10 protein-coding genes are annotated in these 18,818 nt (G+C 73.5%); 6 read left to right on the forward strand and 4 right to left on the reverse strand.

All coding sequences use genetic code 11. The annotated features are described in order from the left end of the window. Window positions 1–620 precede the first annotated feature (620 nt). The 6 genes from AC0VYP_RS11240 (at window position 621) to AC0VYP_RS11265 (ending at window position 15,210) form a co-directional block, all read left to right on the forward strand. Entirely contained in the window at window positions 621–824 is a 204-nt protein-coding gene (locus AC0VYP_RS11240; RefSeq protein ID WP_285761842.1) for a hypothetical protein, read from the forward strand. 486 nt (window positions 825–1,310) lie between these two features. Next, the gene (locus AC0VYP_RS11245; protein ID WP_475473919.1) at window positions 1,311–11,627 is read left to right on the forward strand and encodes an amino acid adenylation domain-containing protein; all 10,317 of its coding nucleotides are present in this window, start codon (window positions 1,311–1,313) and stop codon (window positions 11,625–11,627) included. 62 nt (window positions 11,628–11,689) lie between these two features. Next, window positions 11,690–11,899: an MbtH family protein gene (locus AC0VYP_RS11250; RefSeq protein ID WP_285761844.1), complete on the forward strand. Its 210-nt coding sequence runs from the start codon at window positions 11,690–11,692 to the stop codon at window positions 11,897–11,899. An 81-nt stretch (window positions 11,900–11,980) separates the two neighbouring features. Next, window positions 11,981–12,976, forward strand: a complete 996-nt coding sequence (locus AC0VYP_RS11255) for an ATP-binding cassette domain-containing protein (RefSeq protein WP_475473921.1) — start codon at window positions 11,981–11,983, stop codon at window positions 12,974–12,976. After that, complete coding sequence (locus AC0VYP_RS11260) at window positions 12,973–13,773, forward strand: ABC transporter permease (RefSeq protein WP_285761846.1); 801 nt, start codon at window positions 12,973–12,975, stop codon at window positions 13,771–13,773. The genes AC0VYP_RS11255 and AC0VYP_RS11260 overlap by 4 nt, the downstream gene beginning before the upstream one ends. Before the next feature lie 219 nt (window positions 13,774–13,992). Continuing rightward, window positions 13,993–15,210, forward strand: a complete 1,218-nt coding sequence (locus AC0VYP_RS11265; RefSeq protein WP_475474229.1) for a beta-ketoacyl-[acyl-carrier-protein] synthase family protein — start codon at window positions 13,993–13,995, stop codon at window positions 15,208–15,210. 111 nt (window positions 15,211–15,321) lie between these two features. Here the strand turns inward: AC0VYP_RS11265 and AC0VYP_RS11270 are convergent, their stop codons facing one another. Genes AC0VYP_RS11270 through AC0VYP_RS11285 form a run of 4 tightly spaced genes read right to left on the reverse strand, consistent with a single transcriptional unit; the run spans window position 15,322 to window position 18,758 of the window. Next, window positions 15,322–16,071, reverse strand: coding sequence for an ABC transporter ATP-binding protein (locus AC0VYP_RS11270; protein ID WP_475473924.1), 750 nt, complete (start codon window positions 16,069–16,071; stop codon window positions 15,322–15,324). Next, window positions 16,064–16,858 carry an ATP-binding cassette domain-containing protein gene (locus AC0VYP_RS11275; RefSeq protein WP_475473925.1) on the reverse strand — a complete coding sequence of 265 codons (795 nt, stop codon included), beginning with the start codon at window positions 16,856–16,858 and terminating at the stop codon, window positions 16,064–16,066. Before AC0VYP_RS11275 ends, AC0VYP_RS11270 begins: the two co-directional genes overlap by 8 nt. Before the next feature lie 2 nt (window positions 16,859–16,860). Beyond that, window positions 16,861–17,745: an ABC transporter permease gene (locus AC0VYP_RS11280; protein ID WP_475473927.1), complete on the reverse strand. Its 885-nt coding sequence runs from the start codon at window positions 17,743–17,745 to the stop codon at window positions 16,861–16,863. Beyond that, window positions 17,742–18,758 (reverse strand): ABC transporter permease, encoded by a 1,017-nt coding sequence (locus AC0VYP_RS11285; protein ID WP_475473929.1) that lies wholly within the window; start codon window positions 18,756–18,758, stop codon window positions 17,742–17,744. Before AC0VYP_RS11285 ends, AC0VYP_RS11280 begins: the two co-directional genes overlap by 4 nt. Window positions 18,759–18,818: the final 60 nt, after the last annotated feature.

Here is an 18,818-nt window from a genome sequence, read left to right on the forward strand (position 1 = left end):
GGAGGGGAGACCCCGGGCATCGCCCGGTCCGGCCCCGAAGGGACCGGCGGGCGCGGCGGCCCCGAACCATGCGTCCGAGTGGTCCCCGACGCGGATCCCAGGCAGCGCCGCCCCGGGCCGCAACCGCACCGCGAACCCACCCCGTGGGCACCGGCCGCGCACGTCCAGTGCCCACCCCACCCAGCCGAGGGCGGATGCGCGCCACCGCTGCCGTTCCCAGGGGGTGACCGCTGTCGGGTAGCGTCCCCGGTCCGCGCTCCCGGGCGTGTCCTGATTTTCCGTCCCGTCAGCCGGGCACGGCCCCCGTCGGCGCCTCCACCGGTTTTCGACGGGCCGGGGGCGCGATCTCTTCACCGCGCCGACAAAAAATCGAGCGCCGGCCAACAGGGGAGCAACCACACGGTCGGTTCGTCCGAATTCCGCCGGTGACCAGGGGAGAAGCCGCCCAGGGCGGACGTTTGCCCCGATCGCGACACATCCCCTCAGGGGTGGGGGCAGTGGCCTTTCAGGTGAAAAACGGTTCCGATCCACCAATCCGCTCGAAAAACGGCAACGGATAAGGAATGGGTCCGACGATCGATCGTGGGCCCGGTCCGTGTCGATCCACCTGGAAGGTCATCATGCGCACCATCTACCGACGTACCCTCGCCGTCGGGGTCTCCGGACTCTTCGCCTCCGCCCTGCTGCTGGGCGCCTCCGCGCCGGCCCAGGCCGCGGCCCCGCCCGCGCAGGGCTCCGCGAGCTCCTCGGGCCTGCTGGGCGGACTGTTCGGCGGTGGCGGCCTGATCAGCATCTTCATCGGCAACTACCAGATCAACAACTGACCTTCGCCGCGTTGCCGGCATCGAGGCCGCACCCCCATCGGGGTGCGGCCTCGCGCTTTGCGCGCGGGACCTTACCAAACGTCACCGAGCGGGATGCACGGCAAAAAATTTGTTTTCTGCCCGTTTCGTCGGGATGAAACGCCGGTTCGGTGGTCCTGTCCATCGGCCGGACAGCCGCAGCCGCAGGGGTTTTCGCTCCCGGGCCGCCTTGCTCGCCGTAACCGGGGAATGGCGTCCAGTCACCTCAAGTGACCTTGCTCACCCAAACTTCTTTCCCATTGGCCGCGAACCACCACCGATTGGAGTTTTCGGAGTGAAAGGAGGCCAAGGCGCACATGTCCTCGCGTGCCTCGCCGCCACAGCAGCGGATCGCGCCGCCACCGCGACCCGACTGACCCCCGCCCCGGGCCACACCGTTCCCGGCCCCCGACGCACTGGCCTGCGCCGGCTCCCCCCAAGAGCCCCGGCGCGATTGGAAGGTAAGCGATGACGAACGCCTCCGGATCCCCCCGTCTGCCCCTCACCGCCGCCCAGACCGGACTCTGGTACGCCCAGCAGCTCGACCCGGCCAACCCGGTCTACGCGATCGCCGAGTACATCGAGATCGAGGGTCCGCTGGACGTCGCCACCTTCCGCGCCGCGGTGCGCCGGGCCGTCCTGGAGACCGACGCCATCCACCTGCGCTTCGGGGAGGAGGACGGCCGGCCCTGGCAGCAGGTTGACCGCCCCGACGACTGGCAGCTCACCGTCGTCGACCTCACCGGCGAGACCGACCCCGCGGAGGCGGCCCGTGCCTGGATGCGCGACGACCTCGCCCAGCCTCTGGACGTGCACGGCGGCGCCCTGTTCGCCGAGGTGCTGTTCAGCCTGGGCCCCGAGCACTACTTCGTGTACCAGCGCGTCCACCACCTGCTGCTGGACGGCTACGGCGCCGTGCTCGTCCTGGGCCGCATCACCGAGATCTACGACGCGCTCGTCGCCGGCACCGACCCCGGCCCCGCGCCGTTCGGCTCGTTCACCGACCTCCTCGACGCGGACGCCGCCTACCCGGGCAGCCCGCAGCACGCCGACGACCTGGAGTTCTGGCGTGAGCGCACCGCCGGGACCGAAGAACCCGTCGGACTGGCCGGAACCCCGGCGCGCATGCCCCGCACGCTCCTGCGCGCCACCGCCCACCTGTCCCGTGCCGAGGCCAAGGCCGTCCTGGCCACGGCCCGCGCCCACCAGACCGGTATGCCGGCGGCGATCCTGACGGCGACCGCCGTCTACCTGCACCGCCTCACCGGTGCCCGCGACATCACCCTGGGCCTGCCGGTGACCGCACGCAAGGGCGGTCACGCCCGCTCGGTCCCCGCGATGCTCTCCAACATCGTTCCCCTGCGCGTGCGGGTACGCCCCGACGCCCCCGTCGGTGAACTCCTGCGCGAGGTCGCCGCCGAGACCCGTGCGGTCCTGCGCCATCAGCGGTTCCGCTACGAGGACCTGCTGCGCGCCGAGGGTGCCGCCGGGCGCCGGCTCACCGGCCCCTCGGTCAACATGCTGCCCGTCGCCGGGACGATGACCTTCGCCGGCCTCCCCGCCACCGCGCACAACCTCGCCATCGGCCCCGTGGACGACCTGTCCGTCATCGTGCACGGCGTCACCGCCGAGCGCGACATCCGCGTGGACTTCGACGCCAACCCCGACCTCTACGCCGCCGAGGACCTGGCCGACCACCAGCGCCGCTTCCTCGACCTGCTCGGCGCCTTCGCCGCCGCCCCCGAGACCCCCGTGGGAGCCCTGGCGCTGCTGGCCGAGCCCGAGCGCACCGCCCTGTTGGAGTCGGGGCGCGCCCCCGAGCGCGAGCGCCCCGCCCACACGGTCGTCGCCGAGTTCCAGCAGCGCGCCCGGCAGACCCCCGGGGCCACCGCCCTGGTCGCCCCCGACACCCGCCTCACCTTCGCCGAACTGGACGCCCGGTCCAATCAGCTGGCCCGCCACCTGCTCGCCCGGGGCGCACGCCCGGGAACGATCGTGGCCGTGCGCCTGCCACGCTGTGCGGACCTGGCCGTCGCCCTGCTCGCGGTGCTCAAGTCCGGTGCGGCCTACCTTCCGCTGGACCCCGGCTACCCCGCCGACCGGTTGGCCGCGATGACCGCCGACGCCCGCCCCGTCCTGACCCTGGCCCACACCGGGACCGCCGCGCACGACGCACCCGGCACCGTCGTGCTGGACGACGCCGACACCCGGGCCGCGCTCAAGGCCCTGGCCGACACCACCATCGGCGCGGGCGAGCGCCCCCGTCCCATCACCCCGGCCGACCTCGCCTACGTCATCTACACCTCCGGGTCCACCGGGCGCCCCAAGGGCGTGGCCGTGGAGCACGGTTCGCTGCTCAACCTGTTCCACTCCCACCGCGAGCAGGTGTTCGGTCCGGCCCGCGAGCGCGCCGGGCGCCCGCTGCGCGTGGCCCACACCGCGGGGCTGTCCTTCGACGCCTCCTGGGACCCCATCCTGTGGCTGGCCGAGGGCAACGAACTGCACCTGGTCCCCGACGAGGTCCGCCGCGACCCCCAGGCGCTGATGGCCCACCTGCATGCCGCGCGGATCGACGCCATCGAGACCACCCCCTCCTTCGCCCGCGCCCTGCTGGGCGAGGGACTGGCCACCCCGGGCGGCCCCACCGTCGTCGCCCTGGGCGGGGAAGCGGTGGACGCCGACCTGTGGCGTGCCCTCGCCGCGCTGGACCACGTCCGCGCCTACAACTTCTACGGCCCCACCGAGACCACCGTGGACAGCCTGATCGCCCCCATCACCGCCGACACCGAGCCCGACATCGGCCGCCCCGTGCCCAACACCCGCGCCTACGTCCTCGACAGCGGTCTGCACGCGGTCCCCGACGGCGCACCCGGCGAGCTCTACCTCTCCGGAGCCAACCTGGCCCGCGGCTACCTCGACCGCCCCGCCCTGACCGGCGAGCGGTTCGTCGCCGACCCCTTCGCCGCCGACGGCGCGCGCATGTACCGCACCGGCGACGTCGTACGCCGCCGCCCCGACGCCACGCTGCAGTTCCTGGGCCGCGCCGACGACCAGGTCAAGATCCGCGGCTTCCGCGTCGAGCCCGGCGAGATCGAGGCGGTCCTGCTGTCCCACCCCGACGTGGAACAGTCCGCGGTGGTGGTGCGCACCGACGCCGGGGACCCCCGCCTGGTCGGCTACGTCACCGGCACGGCCGACCCGGTCGAACTGCGCGAGCACACCGCCCGGATGCTGCCCGGCCACATGGTCCCCGCTCAGATCATGGCGCTGGACACGCTCCCGCTGACCCCCAACGGCAAACTCGACCGTGCCGCGCTGCCCCGCCCCGACGTCACCGGTACCGCGGGGGCCCGGGAACCCGGCACCCCCGAGGAGACCCTGCTGCGCGACCTCTTCGCCGACACCCTCGGCCTGGACGAGGTCGGCGTGGACGACGACTTCTTCGCCCTGGGCGGCCACTCCCTGTTGGCCACCCGGCTCATCGGGCGCATCCGCGACGCCCTGGGCACCGCACCGCCCATCCGCGACCTGTTCGAGCACCCCACCGTGGCCGGGCTGGCCACACGCCTGTTGGCCGGGGGGACCGACCGGCCGGTGCTCGCCCCCCGCGAGCGCCCCGAACGGATCCCGCTGTCCTACGCCCAGCGCCGCCTGTGGTTCCTCAACCGCTACGACCCCGCCTCGCCCGCCTACAACATCCCGGCCGCACTGCGCCTGCGCGGAGACCTCGACCCCGCGGCACTGCGCGGAGCCGTCGCCGACCTGGTTGACCGGCACGAGTCCCTGCGCACGGTCTTCCCCTGGACCGAGGAGGAACCGCGCCAGAACGTGCTGGCCGCCACCGATGCCGGACTGGACTACGCGGCCGTCTCCTGCACCGAGGCCGACCTCGCCCGCCTGCTGCGCGCGGAGTCCGCGCGCGGTTTCGACACCTCCGCAGAGCTGCCGCTGCGGGTCCGGCTGTTTCGCCTGGACTCCGGCGAGCACGTGCTGCTGCTGGTCCTGCACCACATCGCCGGCGACGGCTGGTCCCTGGCCCCGTTGGCCCGCGACCTGGCCGCCGCCTACTCCGCCCGCGTCACAGGAGGAGCACCCGCGCTCGCGCCGCTGCCGGTGCAGTACGCCGACTACACGCTGTGGCAGCGCGAGGCCCTGGGCGACGAGGACGACCCCGACAGCGACATCGCCCGCCAGCTCGCCTTCTGGCGCCGCACCCTGGCGGGGACGCCCGAGGAACTGGCCCTGCCCACCGACCGCCCCCGTCCCGCCGAGCCCAGCGGCCGCGGCGGCGCGGTTCCCGTGGAACTGCCCGCACGCCTGCACCGCGACCTGGCCGCCCTGGCCCGTTCGCGCGGCGCCAGCCTCTTCATGGTCCTACAGGCGGGGCTGGCCGCGCTGCTCACCCGCCTCGGCGCGGGAGAGGACCTGCCCATCGGCACCCCCGTCGCCGGGCGCACCGACCCCGCGCTGGACGATCTCGTCGGCTTCTTCGTCAACACCCTCGTCCTGCGCACGGACACATCCGGTAACCCGACCATGGGGCAGCTCGTGGACCGGGTGCGCGCCACCGACCTGGCCGCCTACGCCCACCAGGACGCCCCCTTCGAGCGCGTCGTCGAAGAGGTGCGCCCCGCGCGCTCCGCGGCCCGCCACCCGCTGTTCCAGACCATGCTCACCCTGCAGAACACCCCCGAGGCCCGGCTGGAGATGTCCGGTCTGCACGTCGGGACCGAACCGGGCGCCGACTCCGGCGCGGCCAAGTTCGACCTCTCGCTGAGCCTGGCCGAGCGCTTCGCCGAGGACGGAACCCCCGCCGGGGTGGTCGGCACCCTGGAGTACAGCGGCGACCTCTTCGACGCCTCCAGCGTCCGGGTGATCGCCGATCGCCTGGTCCGCGTCTTCCAGGCCCTGGCCGCCGACCCCGACACCCCCCTGTCCGAGACCGACATCCTGGCCCCCGGCGAACTGCGCGCCCTGGAGGCGGGCGCCCGAGGGCCCGTCCGCGCGGTGCCCGACACAACGATCGTCGGGCTCTTCACCGACCAGGCCCGCCGGACCCCCGGAGCGACCGCCGTGGTCGCGGGGAACCAGCGGCTCACCTTCGCCGACCTCGACGCCCGCTCCGACCGGTTGGCCCGCGTCCTCGCCGGACACGGCACCGGTACCGGCGACGTCGTGGCCGTCCTCCTGCCGCGCTCGGCCGACACGGTCGTGGCGCTGCTGGGCGTGCTCAAGAGCGGCGCCGCCTACCTGCCGGTGGACCTCTCCTACCCCAGTGAGCGCATCGCCCACATGCTCGCCGACTCCCGGCCCGCCCAGGTCGTCACCGGCGCGGCGGCCACGGTCAACATCGCCGTGGACGCCCCCGTGCTGCGCCTGGACGACCTTCCGCTGACCGTGCCCCGGTGCCCGGCGCCGGTCGGCCCCGCCGCCCACGACCTGGCCTACGTCGTCTACACCTCCGGGTCCACCGGGCGCCCCAAGGGCGTGGCCGTGGAGCACCGGGCCCTGGCCAACCTGTTCTACTCCCACCGCGAGCAGGTGTTCGGTCCGGCCCGCGAGCGCGCCGGACGCCCGCTGCGCATGGCCCACACCGCCGGTGTCTCCTTCGACGCCGCCTGGGACCCCATCCTGTGGCTGGTGGACGGCCACGAACTGCACGTGATCGACGACGAGACCCGCGGCGACGCCGAGCGCCTCACCGCCCATCTGCACGCGGTCGGCGCCGACGCCATCGAGACCACCCCCGCCTACGCCCGCCAGCTCGCGGCACTGGGACTGTTCGCCGACGGCGCCGGGCCGAGGGTCGTCGCCCTGGGCGGCGAGGCCGTGGACCCGGCCCTGTGGCGCACCCTGCGCGAGGTCCCCGGGCTCACCGCGCACAATTTCTACGGCCCCACCGAGGCCACCGTGGACAGCGTCACCGCCTCCGGCGACGACGAGCCCGAGCCCGTCATCGGCCGCCCCGTGGCCAACGTCGGGGCCCGGGTGCTGGACGCCCGACTGCGCCCGGTCCCGGCCGGCGTGGTGGGGGAGCTCTACCTGACCGGCGCGGGCCTGGCCCGCGGCTACCTGGGGCGTCCGGCCCTGACCGCGGAGCGTTTCATCGCCGACCCCGTCGCCGCCGACGGCACCCGCATGTACCGCACCGGCGACCTCGTCAGCCGCCGCCCCGACGGGGCCCTGCGCTTCGTGGGCCGCGTTGACGACCAGGTCAAGATCCGTGGTTTCAGGATCGAGCCCGGCGAGATCGAGGCGGTGCTCGCCGAGCACCCCGACGTCGCCCAGGCCGCCGCGGTGGTCGGCACCTCCAAGGCCGGCGACCCGCGCCTGGTCGCCTACGCCACCGCCCGGCCCGGCACCCGCCTGGACACCGCGGACGTGCGCGCCCGCGCCGCCGAGCGGCTGCCCGACTACATGGTGCCGGTGGCCGTGGTGGAACTCGCCGAACTGCCGCTGACCCCCAACGGCAAGCTCGACCGCGCGGCCCTGCCCGAGCCCGAGCCGGGCCCCGGCCAGGGCCGCCCGCCCCGCGGCGGTGACGAGTCGCTGTTGTGCGGCCTGTTCGCCGAGGTCCTCGGGGTGCCCACCGTGGGCGCCGACGACGACTTCTTCGCCCTGGGCGGCCACTCGCTGCTGGCGGTACGCCTCATCGCCCGGGTCCGAGCGGTCATGGGGGTCGAACTGGAGATCCGCACCCTCTTCCAACAGCCCACCGCCGCCCGCCTGGCAGCCGCCCTCGACAGCGGGCAGCGCGCCCAGCCGCCGCTGCGCCCGATGCCCCGCCCCGAGCGGCTTCCGCTGTCGCCGGCACAACAGCGCCTGTGGTTCCTCAACCGCATGGACGACACGGCCGCCGACTACAACATCGCGATGGCCGTGCGCCTGACCGGCGAGCTGGACACCCGGGCACTGCGCCTGGCCCTTGGCGACGTCACCGCCCGCCACGAGAGCCTGCGCACGGTCTTCCCCGACCTCGACGGCGTCGCCCACCAGCACGTCCTCGCCCCCGAGGAGGCCGCTCCGCCGCTGCTGATGTCGTTCCCCGGCTCCGAGGAGGCCCTGCGCGCGGAGATGGCGCGCGTCGCCGGCACCGGCTTCGACCTGGTGCACCAGACGCCGCTGCGCGCCCACCTGTTCCGCCTCCGCCCCGACGAGCACGTGCTGCTGCTGGTCCTGCACCACATCGCCGGCGACGGCTGGTCCACCGCGCCCCTTGCCCGCGACCTGTCCACCGCCTACACCGCGCGAGTGCACGGCACCGCGGCGCTGTGCTCCGACCTGACCGTGCAGTACGCCGACTACGCCCTGTGGCAGCGATCGGTCCTGGGCGAGGAGAGCGACCCGGCCAGTCCGGTCAGCCGCAGCCTCGACGCCTGGCAGCAGCGCCTGGCAGGCGCACCCGAGGAACTGCGCCTGCCCGCGGACCGCCCCCGCCCGGCCTCCTCGGCGCAACCGGCCGCCACCGTCGCGGTACGCATCGACGCCGCCCTGCACCGCCGACTGCTGGACCTGGCCCGCGGCTCCTCGGCCAGCCTGTTCATGGTCCTGCAGACCGGTCTCGCCGCGCTCTACACCCGCCTGGGAGCCGGAGAGGACATCGTGCTGGGCAGTCCCGTCGCTGGGCGCACCGACCCCGCGCTGGACGACCTCGTCGGGTTCTTCGTCAACACCCTGGCGTTGCGCACCGACACCTCCGGCAACCCCGGCTTCGCCGAACTGCTGGAGCGGGTGCGCGCCGGCGACCTCGACGCCTTCGACGACCAGGACGTGCCCTTCGAACGGGTCGTGGAGCGGCTGCGGCCGTCCCGTTCGCTGGGCCGCCACCCGCTGTTCCAGACCATGCTGACCCTACAGAACACCGAGACCCCCACCCTGGAGTTGCCCGGCCTGGATGTCCGGCCCGAACCGGAGGTCAGCGGGGGAGCGGCCAAGTTCGACCTGTCCTTCAGCCTCGCCGAGAGCGAGGACCACCTCGGTGCGGCCGACGGCATCCTGGGCACCCTGGAGTTCAGCACCGCCATGTTCGACGCCGCCACCGCCACCACCATCGCTGAGCGCTACGTGCGGCTGCTGGAGGCCGCCGCGGCCAACCCGCGCACCCCGATCGGACGCCTCGACATCCTGACCCGCGCCGAGCGCACCGGGCTCCTGGAGAAGGGGCGCGGCCCCGAACGCGTGGCGCCCGCCGCCACCGTCGTCAACCTCTTCGAGTACCAGGCCCAGGCCGCCCCCCGTGCCGTTGCGGTGGTCGCCGGCGGCGAGCGCCTGGACTTCGGCACGATCAACGCCCGGGCCAACCTCCTGGCCCGCACCCTCGTCGAGCAGGGAACCGGCCCCGGAGACGTCGTGGGGGTCCTGCTGCCGCGCTCGGCCGCAACGGTCGTGGCGCTGCTGGGCGTGCTCAAGTCCGGCGCGGCCTACCTGCCCCTGGACCCCGATTCGCCCGACGAGCGCCTCGCGGGGATGCTCGACGACGCCGGCCCGGCCCAGGTGATCACCGTTCCCGAGCTGCGGGAACGCTTCGCGGCACGCCACCCCGCCCTGTTCCTGGGCGACACCGCCCCGGGCGGACCGTCCCGGCCGGGGGCCGGGGCCGACCTGTCCGACACCGAGCGCGTCCGCCCCTTGAGCGGCACCGACACCGCCTATGTCATCTACACCTCGGGTTCGACCGGGCGCCCCAAGGGGGTGGAGGTCGAGCACGCCGCACTGGTGAACCTCTTCGCCAGCCACCGGGCCGAACTGTTCGCGCCCACCCGTGAACGGCTCGGCCGGCGCCCCAGGGTCGCCCACACCGCGGGCGTCGCCTTCGACGCCTCCTGGGACCCGATGCTGTGGCTGGTGGACGGACACGAACTGCACGTCATCGGCGACGACGTGCGCCGGGACTCCGCCGGCCTCGTCCGTTACCTCGCCCACGAGGGAATCGACGCCATCGAGACCACCCCCAGCCACATCCGCCGACTCCTCGCCGAAGGTCTGCTCGACGACGACCGGGGCCCCGGAGTGGTCGCCCTGGGCGGCGAGGCGGTGGACGCCGACCTGTGGCGCACGCTCACCGAGCACGCCGGGGTACGCGCCTACAACTTCTACGGGCCCACCGAGACCACCGTGGACAGCCTGGTCGCCCCCATCGAGGTCGGGCAGGCCCCCACCATCGGGCGCCCCGTCGGCAACAGCCGGGCCTACGTGCTCGACGGCGGTCTGCACCCCGCTCCCGTCGGCGCCGTCGGTGAGCTCTACATCGCCGGCGCCGGCCTGGCCCGCGGCTACCGCAGCCGTCCAGCGCTGACCGGTGAGCGGTTCGTCGCCGACCCCTTCGCACCCGCGGGGGAGCGGATGTATCGCACCGGGGACCTGGCGCGCTGGCGCGCCGACGGAACCCTGGAGTTCATGGGCCGCGCCGACGACCAGGTCAAGGTCCGGGGTTTCAGGATCGAGCCCGGCGAGATCAGCGCCGTCCTCGCTGAGCACCCCGACGTCGCCGAGGCCGCGGTGGTCGCCCACACCGGCGACAACGCCGGAACCCGCCTGGTCGCCTACGTCGTCGGCCGCACCCGTCCGGGGCCCGGCCCCGACGAACTGCGCCGCCACCTCGCGGCCACCCTGCCCGAGTACATGATGCCCGCGCTGTTCGTCCCGGTCGAAGGGCTGCCGTTGACCCCCAACGGCAAGCTCGACCGCGCCGCCCTGCCCGACCCCGGCGAGGGCGCGGCCACCGACCGGATCCACGGTGTCCCGCGTACTCCGCGCGAGGCCGAGCTGTGCACGCTGTTCGCCTCCGCCCTGGACCTGCCGCGCGTGGGCGTGCACGACGGGTTCTTCGAGCTGGGCGGCCACTCGCTGCTGGCCCCGCAACTGGCCGCGCGGGTCGGCGAGGCGCTGGGCGCCCCGGTCACGGTGCGGATGCTCTTCCAGGCGCCCACCGTCGCCGAACTGCTCGCCGCCGTTGACGACGGCGCCGAGGAGGGGGGCCTCGACCGGGTCCTGGCCCTGCGCCCCACCGGTTCGGCGACCCCGCTGTTTTGCGTCCACCCCGCCGGCGGTCTGGCCTGGAGCTACTCCGGGCTGATGCGTCACCTGGGCACCGAGCACCCCATCTACGGCCTCCAAGCGCCCGGCCTGGTTCCCGGTGAGCGCGACGCGGACCCCGCAGCCACCCTCACCGCACTGGCCGACGACTACATCGACCACATGCAGCGGGTCCAGCCCGAAGGGCCCTACCACATCCTGGGCTGGTCCTTCGGCGGCAACATCGCCCATGCCCTGGCCGCACGGCTGCGCGAGCGGGGCGAACAGGTGGACACCCTGGCGATCCTGGACGCCTACCCCACCAAGCAGGAGTCCAACGCCGACTTCGGCGGGGAGAGCGCCATGTTCGCCGCACTGGTGCACGCGCTGGGCTACGAGGCCGAACCCGAGGAACTGGTCGGCCTGGACGCCACCAAGATCCTGGAGATCTTCCACCGCAACCACAATCCCATGAGCAGCCTGGACGAGGCGACCATCCGCTCCATGGTGCACAGCTTCGGCCACCACGCCGCACTGCTGCGCACCGAGGAGCCGGCCCGTTTCGACGGCGACCTGCTGTTCTTCACCGCCACCCTGGACCGCAACCCCGGCGACCCGCTGGCCCGGACCTGGGAGCCCTACGTCTCGGGCGCCATCGAGGACCACCCGGTCGAGTGCGCCCACGCCCAGATGACCCAGGACGGACCCCTGTCGGTGATCGGGCCGGTCCTGGCCGACCGCCTGGAGCGTGCGGTGCGCAACGCCCGCTAGCGATCACCTCCCTCTTCGACCCGAACCGGCGCTTCGCCGGGACAGCACAGAAAGGCACCACCATGCAGAACCCCTTCGACGACTCCGACGCCCGTTTCCTCGTGCTCGTCAACGACCAGGACCAGCACTCCCTGTGGCCGGGATTCGTCTCCGTGCCCGCCGGCTGGGTCGTCCTGCACGGCCCCGACGACCGCCAGGTGTGCCTGGACTACATCGAGCGCAACTGGACCGACATGCGCCCGCGCCGCGTGCGCGAGCTCGACCGCGTCTGATCCAGACCCCAGCGCCGCCCCGTGCCCGCCGCGACGGGCACGGGGACGGCGGCCCTTCCCGTATGAGGAGAGACACCAGACATGGGCCACCCGGCACACGTCATAGAAGTTGACGGGCTCACCAAGTCCTTCGGGGCGCATCGCGCTCTCAAAGGCATCGACCTGCATGTTCCCCGCGGTCACGTCCTGGGGCTGCTCGGGCCCAACGGCGCGGGCAAGACCACCACCGTGCGTATCCTGACCACGCTGCTGCGCCCCGACGCCGGACGCGTCATGGTCGCCGGGCACGACGTGGTGCGCGATCCGGCCGCCGTACGCCGCCGGATCGGGTTGTCCGGCCAGTTCGCCGCGGTCAACGAGAAGCTCACCGGTTACGAGAACCTGCGCATGGTCGCCCGCCTCTACGGGATGACGCGCCGCAGGGCAGCGCAGCGGGCCCGCGAACTGCTGGAGCGCTTCCGTCTCGCCGACGTCGGCGACCAGCGCGCGGGTGCCTACTCCGGGGGCATGCGCCGGCGCCTGGACCTGGCCGGTGCGCTGGTGGCCGAACCCGACGTGGTGGTCCTGGACGAGCCCACCACCGGACTCGACCCGCGCGGCCGGCTCGACACCTGGGAGGTCGTGGGCGAACTCGTCGCCGACGGCACCACCGTGCTGCTGACCACCCAGTACCTGGAGGAGGCCGACCAGCTCGCCCACAGCATCGCCGTCATCGACCAGGGCGTCGTCATCGCCCGCGGGACCGCCGACGAGCTCAAGGCCAGGGTCGGGGGAGGCCGCATGGACTTCGTGGTGGCCGACGCCGCCGACGTGCCGGCCGCGGCCGGGCTCATCGCCCGCAGCGGTGCCGCCGAACCCGTGGTGGACGCCACGGCCCGGCGGATCTCGATCGCGGCGTCCGGCGGCCACGCCGCGCTCACCGACGCGTTGGGCGCCCTTGAACGCGACGGCATCCAGGTCCTGGACGCGGCCCTGCGCAGGCCCACCCTCGACGACGTGTTCCTGGAGCTGACGGGGCACGCTGCCCGGGAACCCGGGCCGGCTCCGGCACTGGCCGGTGCGGGAGGTACGGCGTGAGCGTCCTCACCCGGGCCGCCACCGACTCCGGTGTCGTGGCCCATCGCAACCTGCTCAACATCGTGCGCACACCGGGATCGCTGGTCACCGGTGTCGTGCAGCCCGTCATGTTCGTCCTGCTCCTGGCCTACGTCTTCGGCGGCAGCCTGGGCGGGGACGGTTACCGCGAGTTCCTCATCGGCGGGATCTTCGCCCAGACCCTCACCTTCAACGCCTCCTTCACCGCCATCGGCCTGGCCAACGACCTCCAGAAGGGCCTCATCGACCGGTACCGGTCACTGCCGATGTCGCGGGTGTCGGTGATCCTGGGGCGTACGCTCTCGGACCTGGCCACCAGCACGCTGTCCCTGGTGGTGACCGCCCTGTGCGGGCTGGCCATCGGCTGGCGGGTCAACAACGGACTGGGCGACGCGATCCTCGGCTTCGCGCTCCTGCTCTTCTTCGCCTTCGCGGTGTCGTGGATCGGCGCGGCCATCGGCCTGGCCGCGCGCAGCGTCGAGGTCGCCCAGAGCCTCGGACTGATCTGGTTGTTCCCGGTGACGTTCGTCTCAGGAGCGTTCGTGTCCATCGCCGCGATGCCCGGTCCGCTGCGCGTCATCGCGGAGTGGAACCCCGTCACGGCGGTGGCCTTCGCCGCGCGCGAGCTGTTCGGCAACCCGGCCCCGGCCGGTCTGCCCCAACCGTCGGGCTGGCCGGCGGAGAACGCGGTGCTCTACGCCCTGTTGTGCTCGGTCGCCATCATCGCGGTGTTCGCACCCCTGGCCATGCGCCAGTACCGCCGCATCAACCGCGGCTGAGAGGGCGCGACCGGTGCCCGGGGCCGATGGTTGACGTCGGCGGGGCCCTGCCCGCAGGCGTTTTCGGGCCGGGCCGCCACGACCCGAGCACTGCACGCGGTTCGTAAGGTATCGGGTGGATCGTTGGCGTTTCGGAGTTTTCGCGGCGGTACGTAGCAAGGCTCCCCGCCCGGACAGGGCGGGGACGACACACGATCGATGAGGAGTCAACTGATGGGGATCGGCACGACGGGCGCGGTGGTCACAGGGCTGGGCGCCACGACACCGCTTGGCGGCGACGTGGCCTCCACCTGGGCGGCGCTCGTGGCGGGGGAGAACGGGATCAGCCCGATCGAGCAGGACTGGGCGGTCAACTTCCCCGTGCGCATCGCCGCCCAACTGCGCGTGGAGCCCACCGAGGTCCTGGACCGGGTGCAGGCCAGGCGGCTGGACCGCTGCGAGCAGATCGCCCTGGTCGCGGCGCGCGAGGCGTGGGCCGATGCGGGTAGCCCCGACGTTGACCCCGAGCGCCTGGCCGTGGTCGTGGGCACCGGAACCGGCGGCGCCCTCACCATGCTGGGCCAGCACGACATCCTCAACGCATCGGGCAGCCGCCGCGTCTCCCCGCTCACCATCCCCAAACAGATGGCCAACGGCCCCGCGGCCTGGGTCAGCATCGAACTGGGTGCCCGCGCCGGTGCGCACACTCCCGTCAGCGCGTGCGCCTCGGGCGCCGAGGCCATCGCCCTGGGCCTCGACCTCATCCGCCTGGGGCGCGCCGACGTCGTCGTGGCCGGAGGCGCCGAGGCGTGCATCCATCCCCTGACCCTCGCCGGATTCGCCCAGGCCCGCGCCCACTCCACCCGCAACGACGAGCCCGAGCGGGCCTCGCGCCCCTTCGACAGCGGTCGTGACGGGTTCGTCATCGGAGAAGGCGCCGCCCTGCTGGTCCTGGAGAGCGCGGAGTTCGCGGCCGCGCGCTCCGCCCGCATCCACGCCGCCCTGGCCGGCACCGGAGTGAGCTCCGACGCCCACCACATCACCGCCGGCAGCCCGGAGGGCCAGATGCGGGCCATGCGCATGGCGCTCTCCTCGGCGGGCCTCGCCCCCGAGCAGGTCGCACACGTGCACGCCCACGCCACCTCCACACCGGTGGGCGACGCCATCGAGGCCCGCTCGATCACCGAGGCGATCGGTGTGCACCCTTCCGTCACCGCGACCAAGTCCATGACCGGCCACCTGTTCGGCGCGGCCGGTGCCCTGGGGGCGTTGTCGACGGTCCTGTCGGTGCGCGACGGGGTGGTGCCCCCGACCCGCAACATCGACGAGCTCGACCCCGAGATCGGCCTGGACGTGGTCACCGGCGCGCCCCGCCGCGGCCCCGTGAACGCGGCGGTGACCAACTCCTTCGGCTTCGGCGGCCACAACGTCTCACTGGCGTTCACCTCGATGCCCTGACCCGCCCGCACCCGCGTGCCGGGACGGCGACACGCCCCCGTCCCGGCACGCGGCCACGTCTTTGCCTCCTGGGGGACCGGAACCCGGACCACCAGGAAAGACGCCTGCCGTTCAGACGCCGGGCAGCCGGGGTACGGCCGCGCGCAGCGTCCGGGTGGAGGCGTGCTGCGGCGCGTGCAGCACCTGACGGGTCGGCCCCTCCTCCACGACGCGCCCCCGATGCAGCACAGCGGTGCGCTCGCACAGCCGTTCCACCACCGCCAGGTCGTGGCTGATCAGCAGGTAGGACAGTGCGTGGCGTTCGCGCAACCGCTCGAACAGCTCCAGGACCCGCGCCTGCACGGTCACGTCCAACGCACTGGTCGGCTCGTCCAGGACCAGCACACGGGGCTGCACCGCCAGGGCCCGGGCGATCCCGACCCGCTGGCGCTGTCCGCCCGACAACTCGTGCGGGAAACGACGGGCGTGTTCGGCGTCCAGACCGACATCGGCGAGCAGCTCGACGACCCGCGCGGCCTCGGCCCCGCGCGGCACCAGGCGGTGCACCCGCAGCACCTCCGTCAAGGCCGAACCCACCCGCATCCGCGGGCTCAGCGCGCCCTCGGTGTCCTGGAAGACGACCTGCACCGCCTTGCGGTAGGCGCCCAGGCGCCGCATCCCCAGCACGTCGGCGCCGTCGTAGCGCACCGTCCCCGACTGCGCCCGCACCAGGCGCAGCACGGCCCGTCCCACGGTGGACTTCCCCGATCCGCTCTCGCCGATCAGTCCCAGCCCCGCCGGGCCGTCGGGCAGGGTCAGGCTGACCCGGTCCACCGCCAGGGTGCCTCCGTAGCGCACCGTCAGATCCCGTACCTCAAGCACCGTCGGCCTCCTCTTCGCCCGACCCCAACCGCAGGACCGCGGCGAGTAGTTCACGGGTGTAGTCCGCACGGGGTGCGGTGAGCAGTTCCGGCGCCGGCCCCTGCTCCACCAGCCGGCCGGCGCGCATGACCGCGATCCGATCGCACAGGGCCCCCAGTACGGCCAGGTCGTGGCTGATGAACAGCACCGCCACCCCCTCGCTGTCGCGCAGCGCCCCCAGCAGCGCACAGATCTCGGCCTGCACGGTCACGTCCAATGCGCTGGTCGGCTCGTCGGCCACGAGCAGCCGGGCGCCCAGCGCCAGCGCCAGCGCGATCGCGACACGCTGGAGCTGGCCACCCGAGAGCTGATGGGGATAACGCCTCAGGTGCGCTGTCTCCAACCGCACCTTCGCCATCGCCTCCGCCGCCCGCTGCCGGGCCCGGCCCCGCGAGTCCCCGTGCAGCCGCAGGGCCCGCAGCATCGTCGTCCCCACGGTGAGCACCGGGTTGAACGCCCCGGCGGGACTCTGCGGGATGAGCGCCATGGTGCTCCCGCGCAACTGTTGGAGCCGCCGCCGGCGCGCTCCCACGAGCTCCTCGCCGGCCAGGACCACGCTGCCCGTGACCCGGGCGCCGGCGTACTCGCTCAGGCCGAGTACGGTCAGGCCGGTCAGGGACTTGCCCGCCCCGCTCTCGCCGGCCAGACCCAGGATCTCGCCCTCCGCCAGGTCCAGGCGGGCGAGGTCCACCACCGCACGCGTGCCGAAGGACACCGTCAGATCCCGCACGCTCAACAGCACCGCCATGACTACCCCGCCTCCGTGGTCCCGGGGCGGCGCCGCGGCATGCGCCCCCGTGGTGACGTCGAGCGCGGGTCCAGACGGTCGCGCAGCGCGTCCCCGGTGAGATAGCTCAGCGCCGCGACCCCCATGATGGCCAGCCCGGGGAAGGTGCCCACCCACCAGTGGGTCGCGAAGTGGTTCTGCGACTCCTGCACCATCAGCCCCCAGTCCGCGGTCGGCGCCTGCGCGCCCAGCCCCAGGAACGACAGCCCGGACGCCACCAGGATGACCCCGCCGATATCGGTGGACGCCTGGACCAGCAACGGGGTGGTGGTGCCGGGCAGTACGTGGCGCAACATGATCCGGCAGTGCCCCAACCCCAGCGCCCGGCACGCCTCGACGTGGCGCCGCCCCGCGACCGACGCGGCCTCACCGCGTACCAGCCGCGCGTACCAGGGCCACCAGGTGAGCGCCAGGGCGATGGTCAGCCCCACGACCCCGCGCGGCAGCACCGCTGCCAGCGCCAAGGCCAGCAGCAGCGCGGGGACGGCCAGGAAGACATCGGTGAGGCGCATCAGGATCTCGTTGACCCACCCCCCGAAGTATCCGGCGACCAGTCCCACGGCCGTCCCCACCACCACCGCCGAGGACACGACGAGTACCGCGATCGCCGGGCCCGTCCGCAGGCCGTACACGACCCGCGAGAACACGTCGCGCCCCAGGTTGTCCGTGCCCATCCAGTACGTGGCCGAGGGCGCCAGCAACCGCGCCGAGGAGTCGGTGGCGGTCCCCGCGTGTTCGGGGTGGGGGACCAGCAGGGGGGCGGCCAGTGCGGCTGCCGCGAGCAGCACGAACACTCCCGCGCAGACCGCCAGGGCAGTGTGCGTGACCGGTCGGCGATCAGTGGTCACCGGAGCCCCATCCGTGGGTCGAGGGCCGCCTGCAGCAGGTTGACGAGCAGGTTGGCCGCGATGTAGAGCAGCGCCACCAGCAGGGTGACGCCCACGATCGCCGGCAGGTTGACGACGTCGGCCGAGGCCGCGGCGTAACCGCCCAGCCCCGGGTAGGCGAAGATCGCCTCCACCAGGAAACTGTTGACCAGCGAGTAGCCGAAGATCAGCGCGCAGGTCTGTAGGACCGGGTTCCAGTTGGGGCGCAGCGCGAAGCGCGCCAGCACGGTCCGTTCGGGAAAGCCCAGGGCGCGGGTCATCTGCACGTGCGTCTCGCCCAGCGTGTCCAGGACACCGGCCCGCACCAGCCGGGTGATGACCGCGACCGGGTAGGCCGCGACCACCAGCGCGGGCAGCACCAGGTGGTCGAAGACGCTCGCGGCCATCGGCAGGTTCCCGGTGAGCAGCGCGTCCAGCAGCGGCATCCCGGTTATGCGGACCAGCGGGTTGGCCGCCAGGACCGCAGGGTCGTAGCTGCCGGCCACCGGCAGCAGCCCCATCCGGGTGGCGAAGAACATCTGCATGAGCAGAGCCAGCCAGAACACCGGTACCGACCCGCCGAGGACCGCACCCGTGCGTACCAGCAGGTCGGGCGAGCGGTGCGCCCAGCGCGCCGCGACCAGCCCGGCGGGCACCCCTACCAGCAGTCCGATGAGCAGTCCGGCCAGGACCAGTTGCAGGGTGTTGGGGAGCAGGGCCAACAGGTCGTCGAGGACCGGCCGGTGGGTGCGCACCGAGATCCCCCAGTCGCCGCGCAGCACCCCACCCAGGTAGCCGCCGATCTGCTGGGGCAACGGGAGGTCGAGCCCCAGCTCCGCACGGACCCGGTCCCGCTCGGCGGGGCCGGCGCGCGGCCCCGCCCAACCGGCGGCAGGATCGCCGGGTACCACGCGTGCGATGACGAAGGTCAGGACGACCACGCCGAACGCGACGAGCGCGGACAGCCCGATCCTGCGGGCCGCGTAGCTGAGCACCGTGTCTCCTGGAGGACGTAAGGGGCGGGGCACCCGTGCACGGGTGCCCCGCCCGGGCCG

The sequence above is a fragment of the Nocardiopsis sp. iso_186 genome (genome assembly GCF_056173365.1).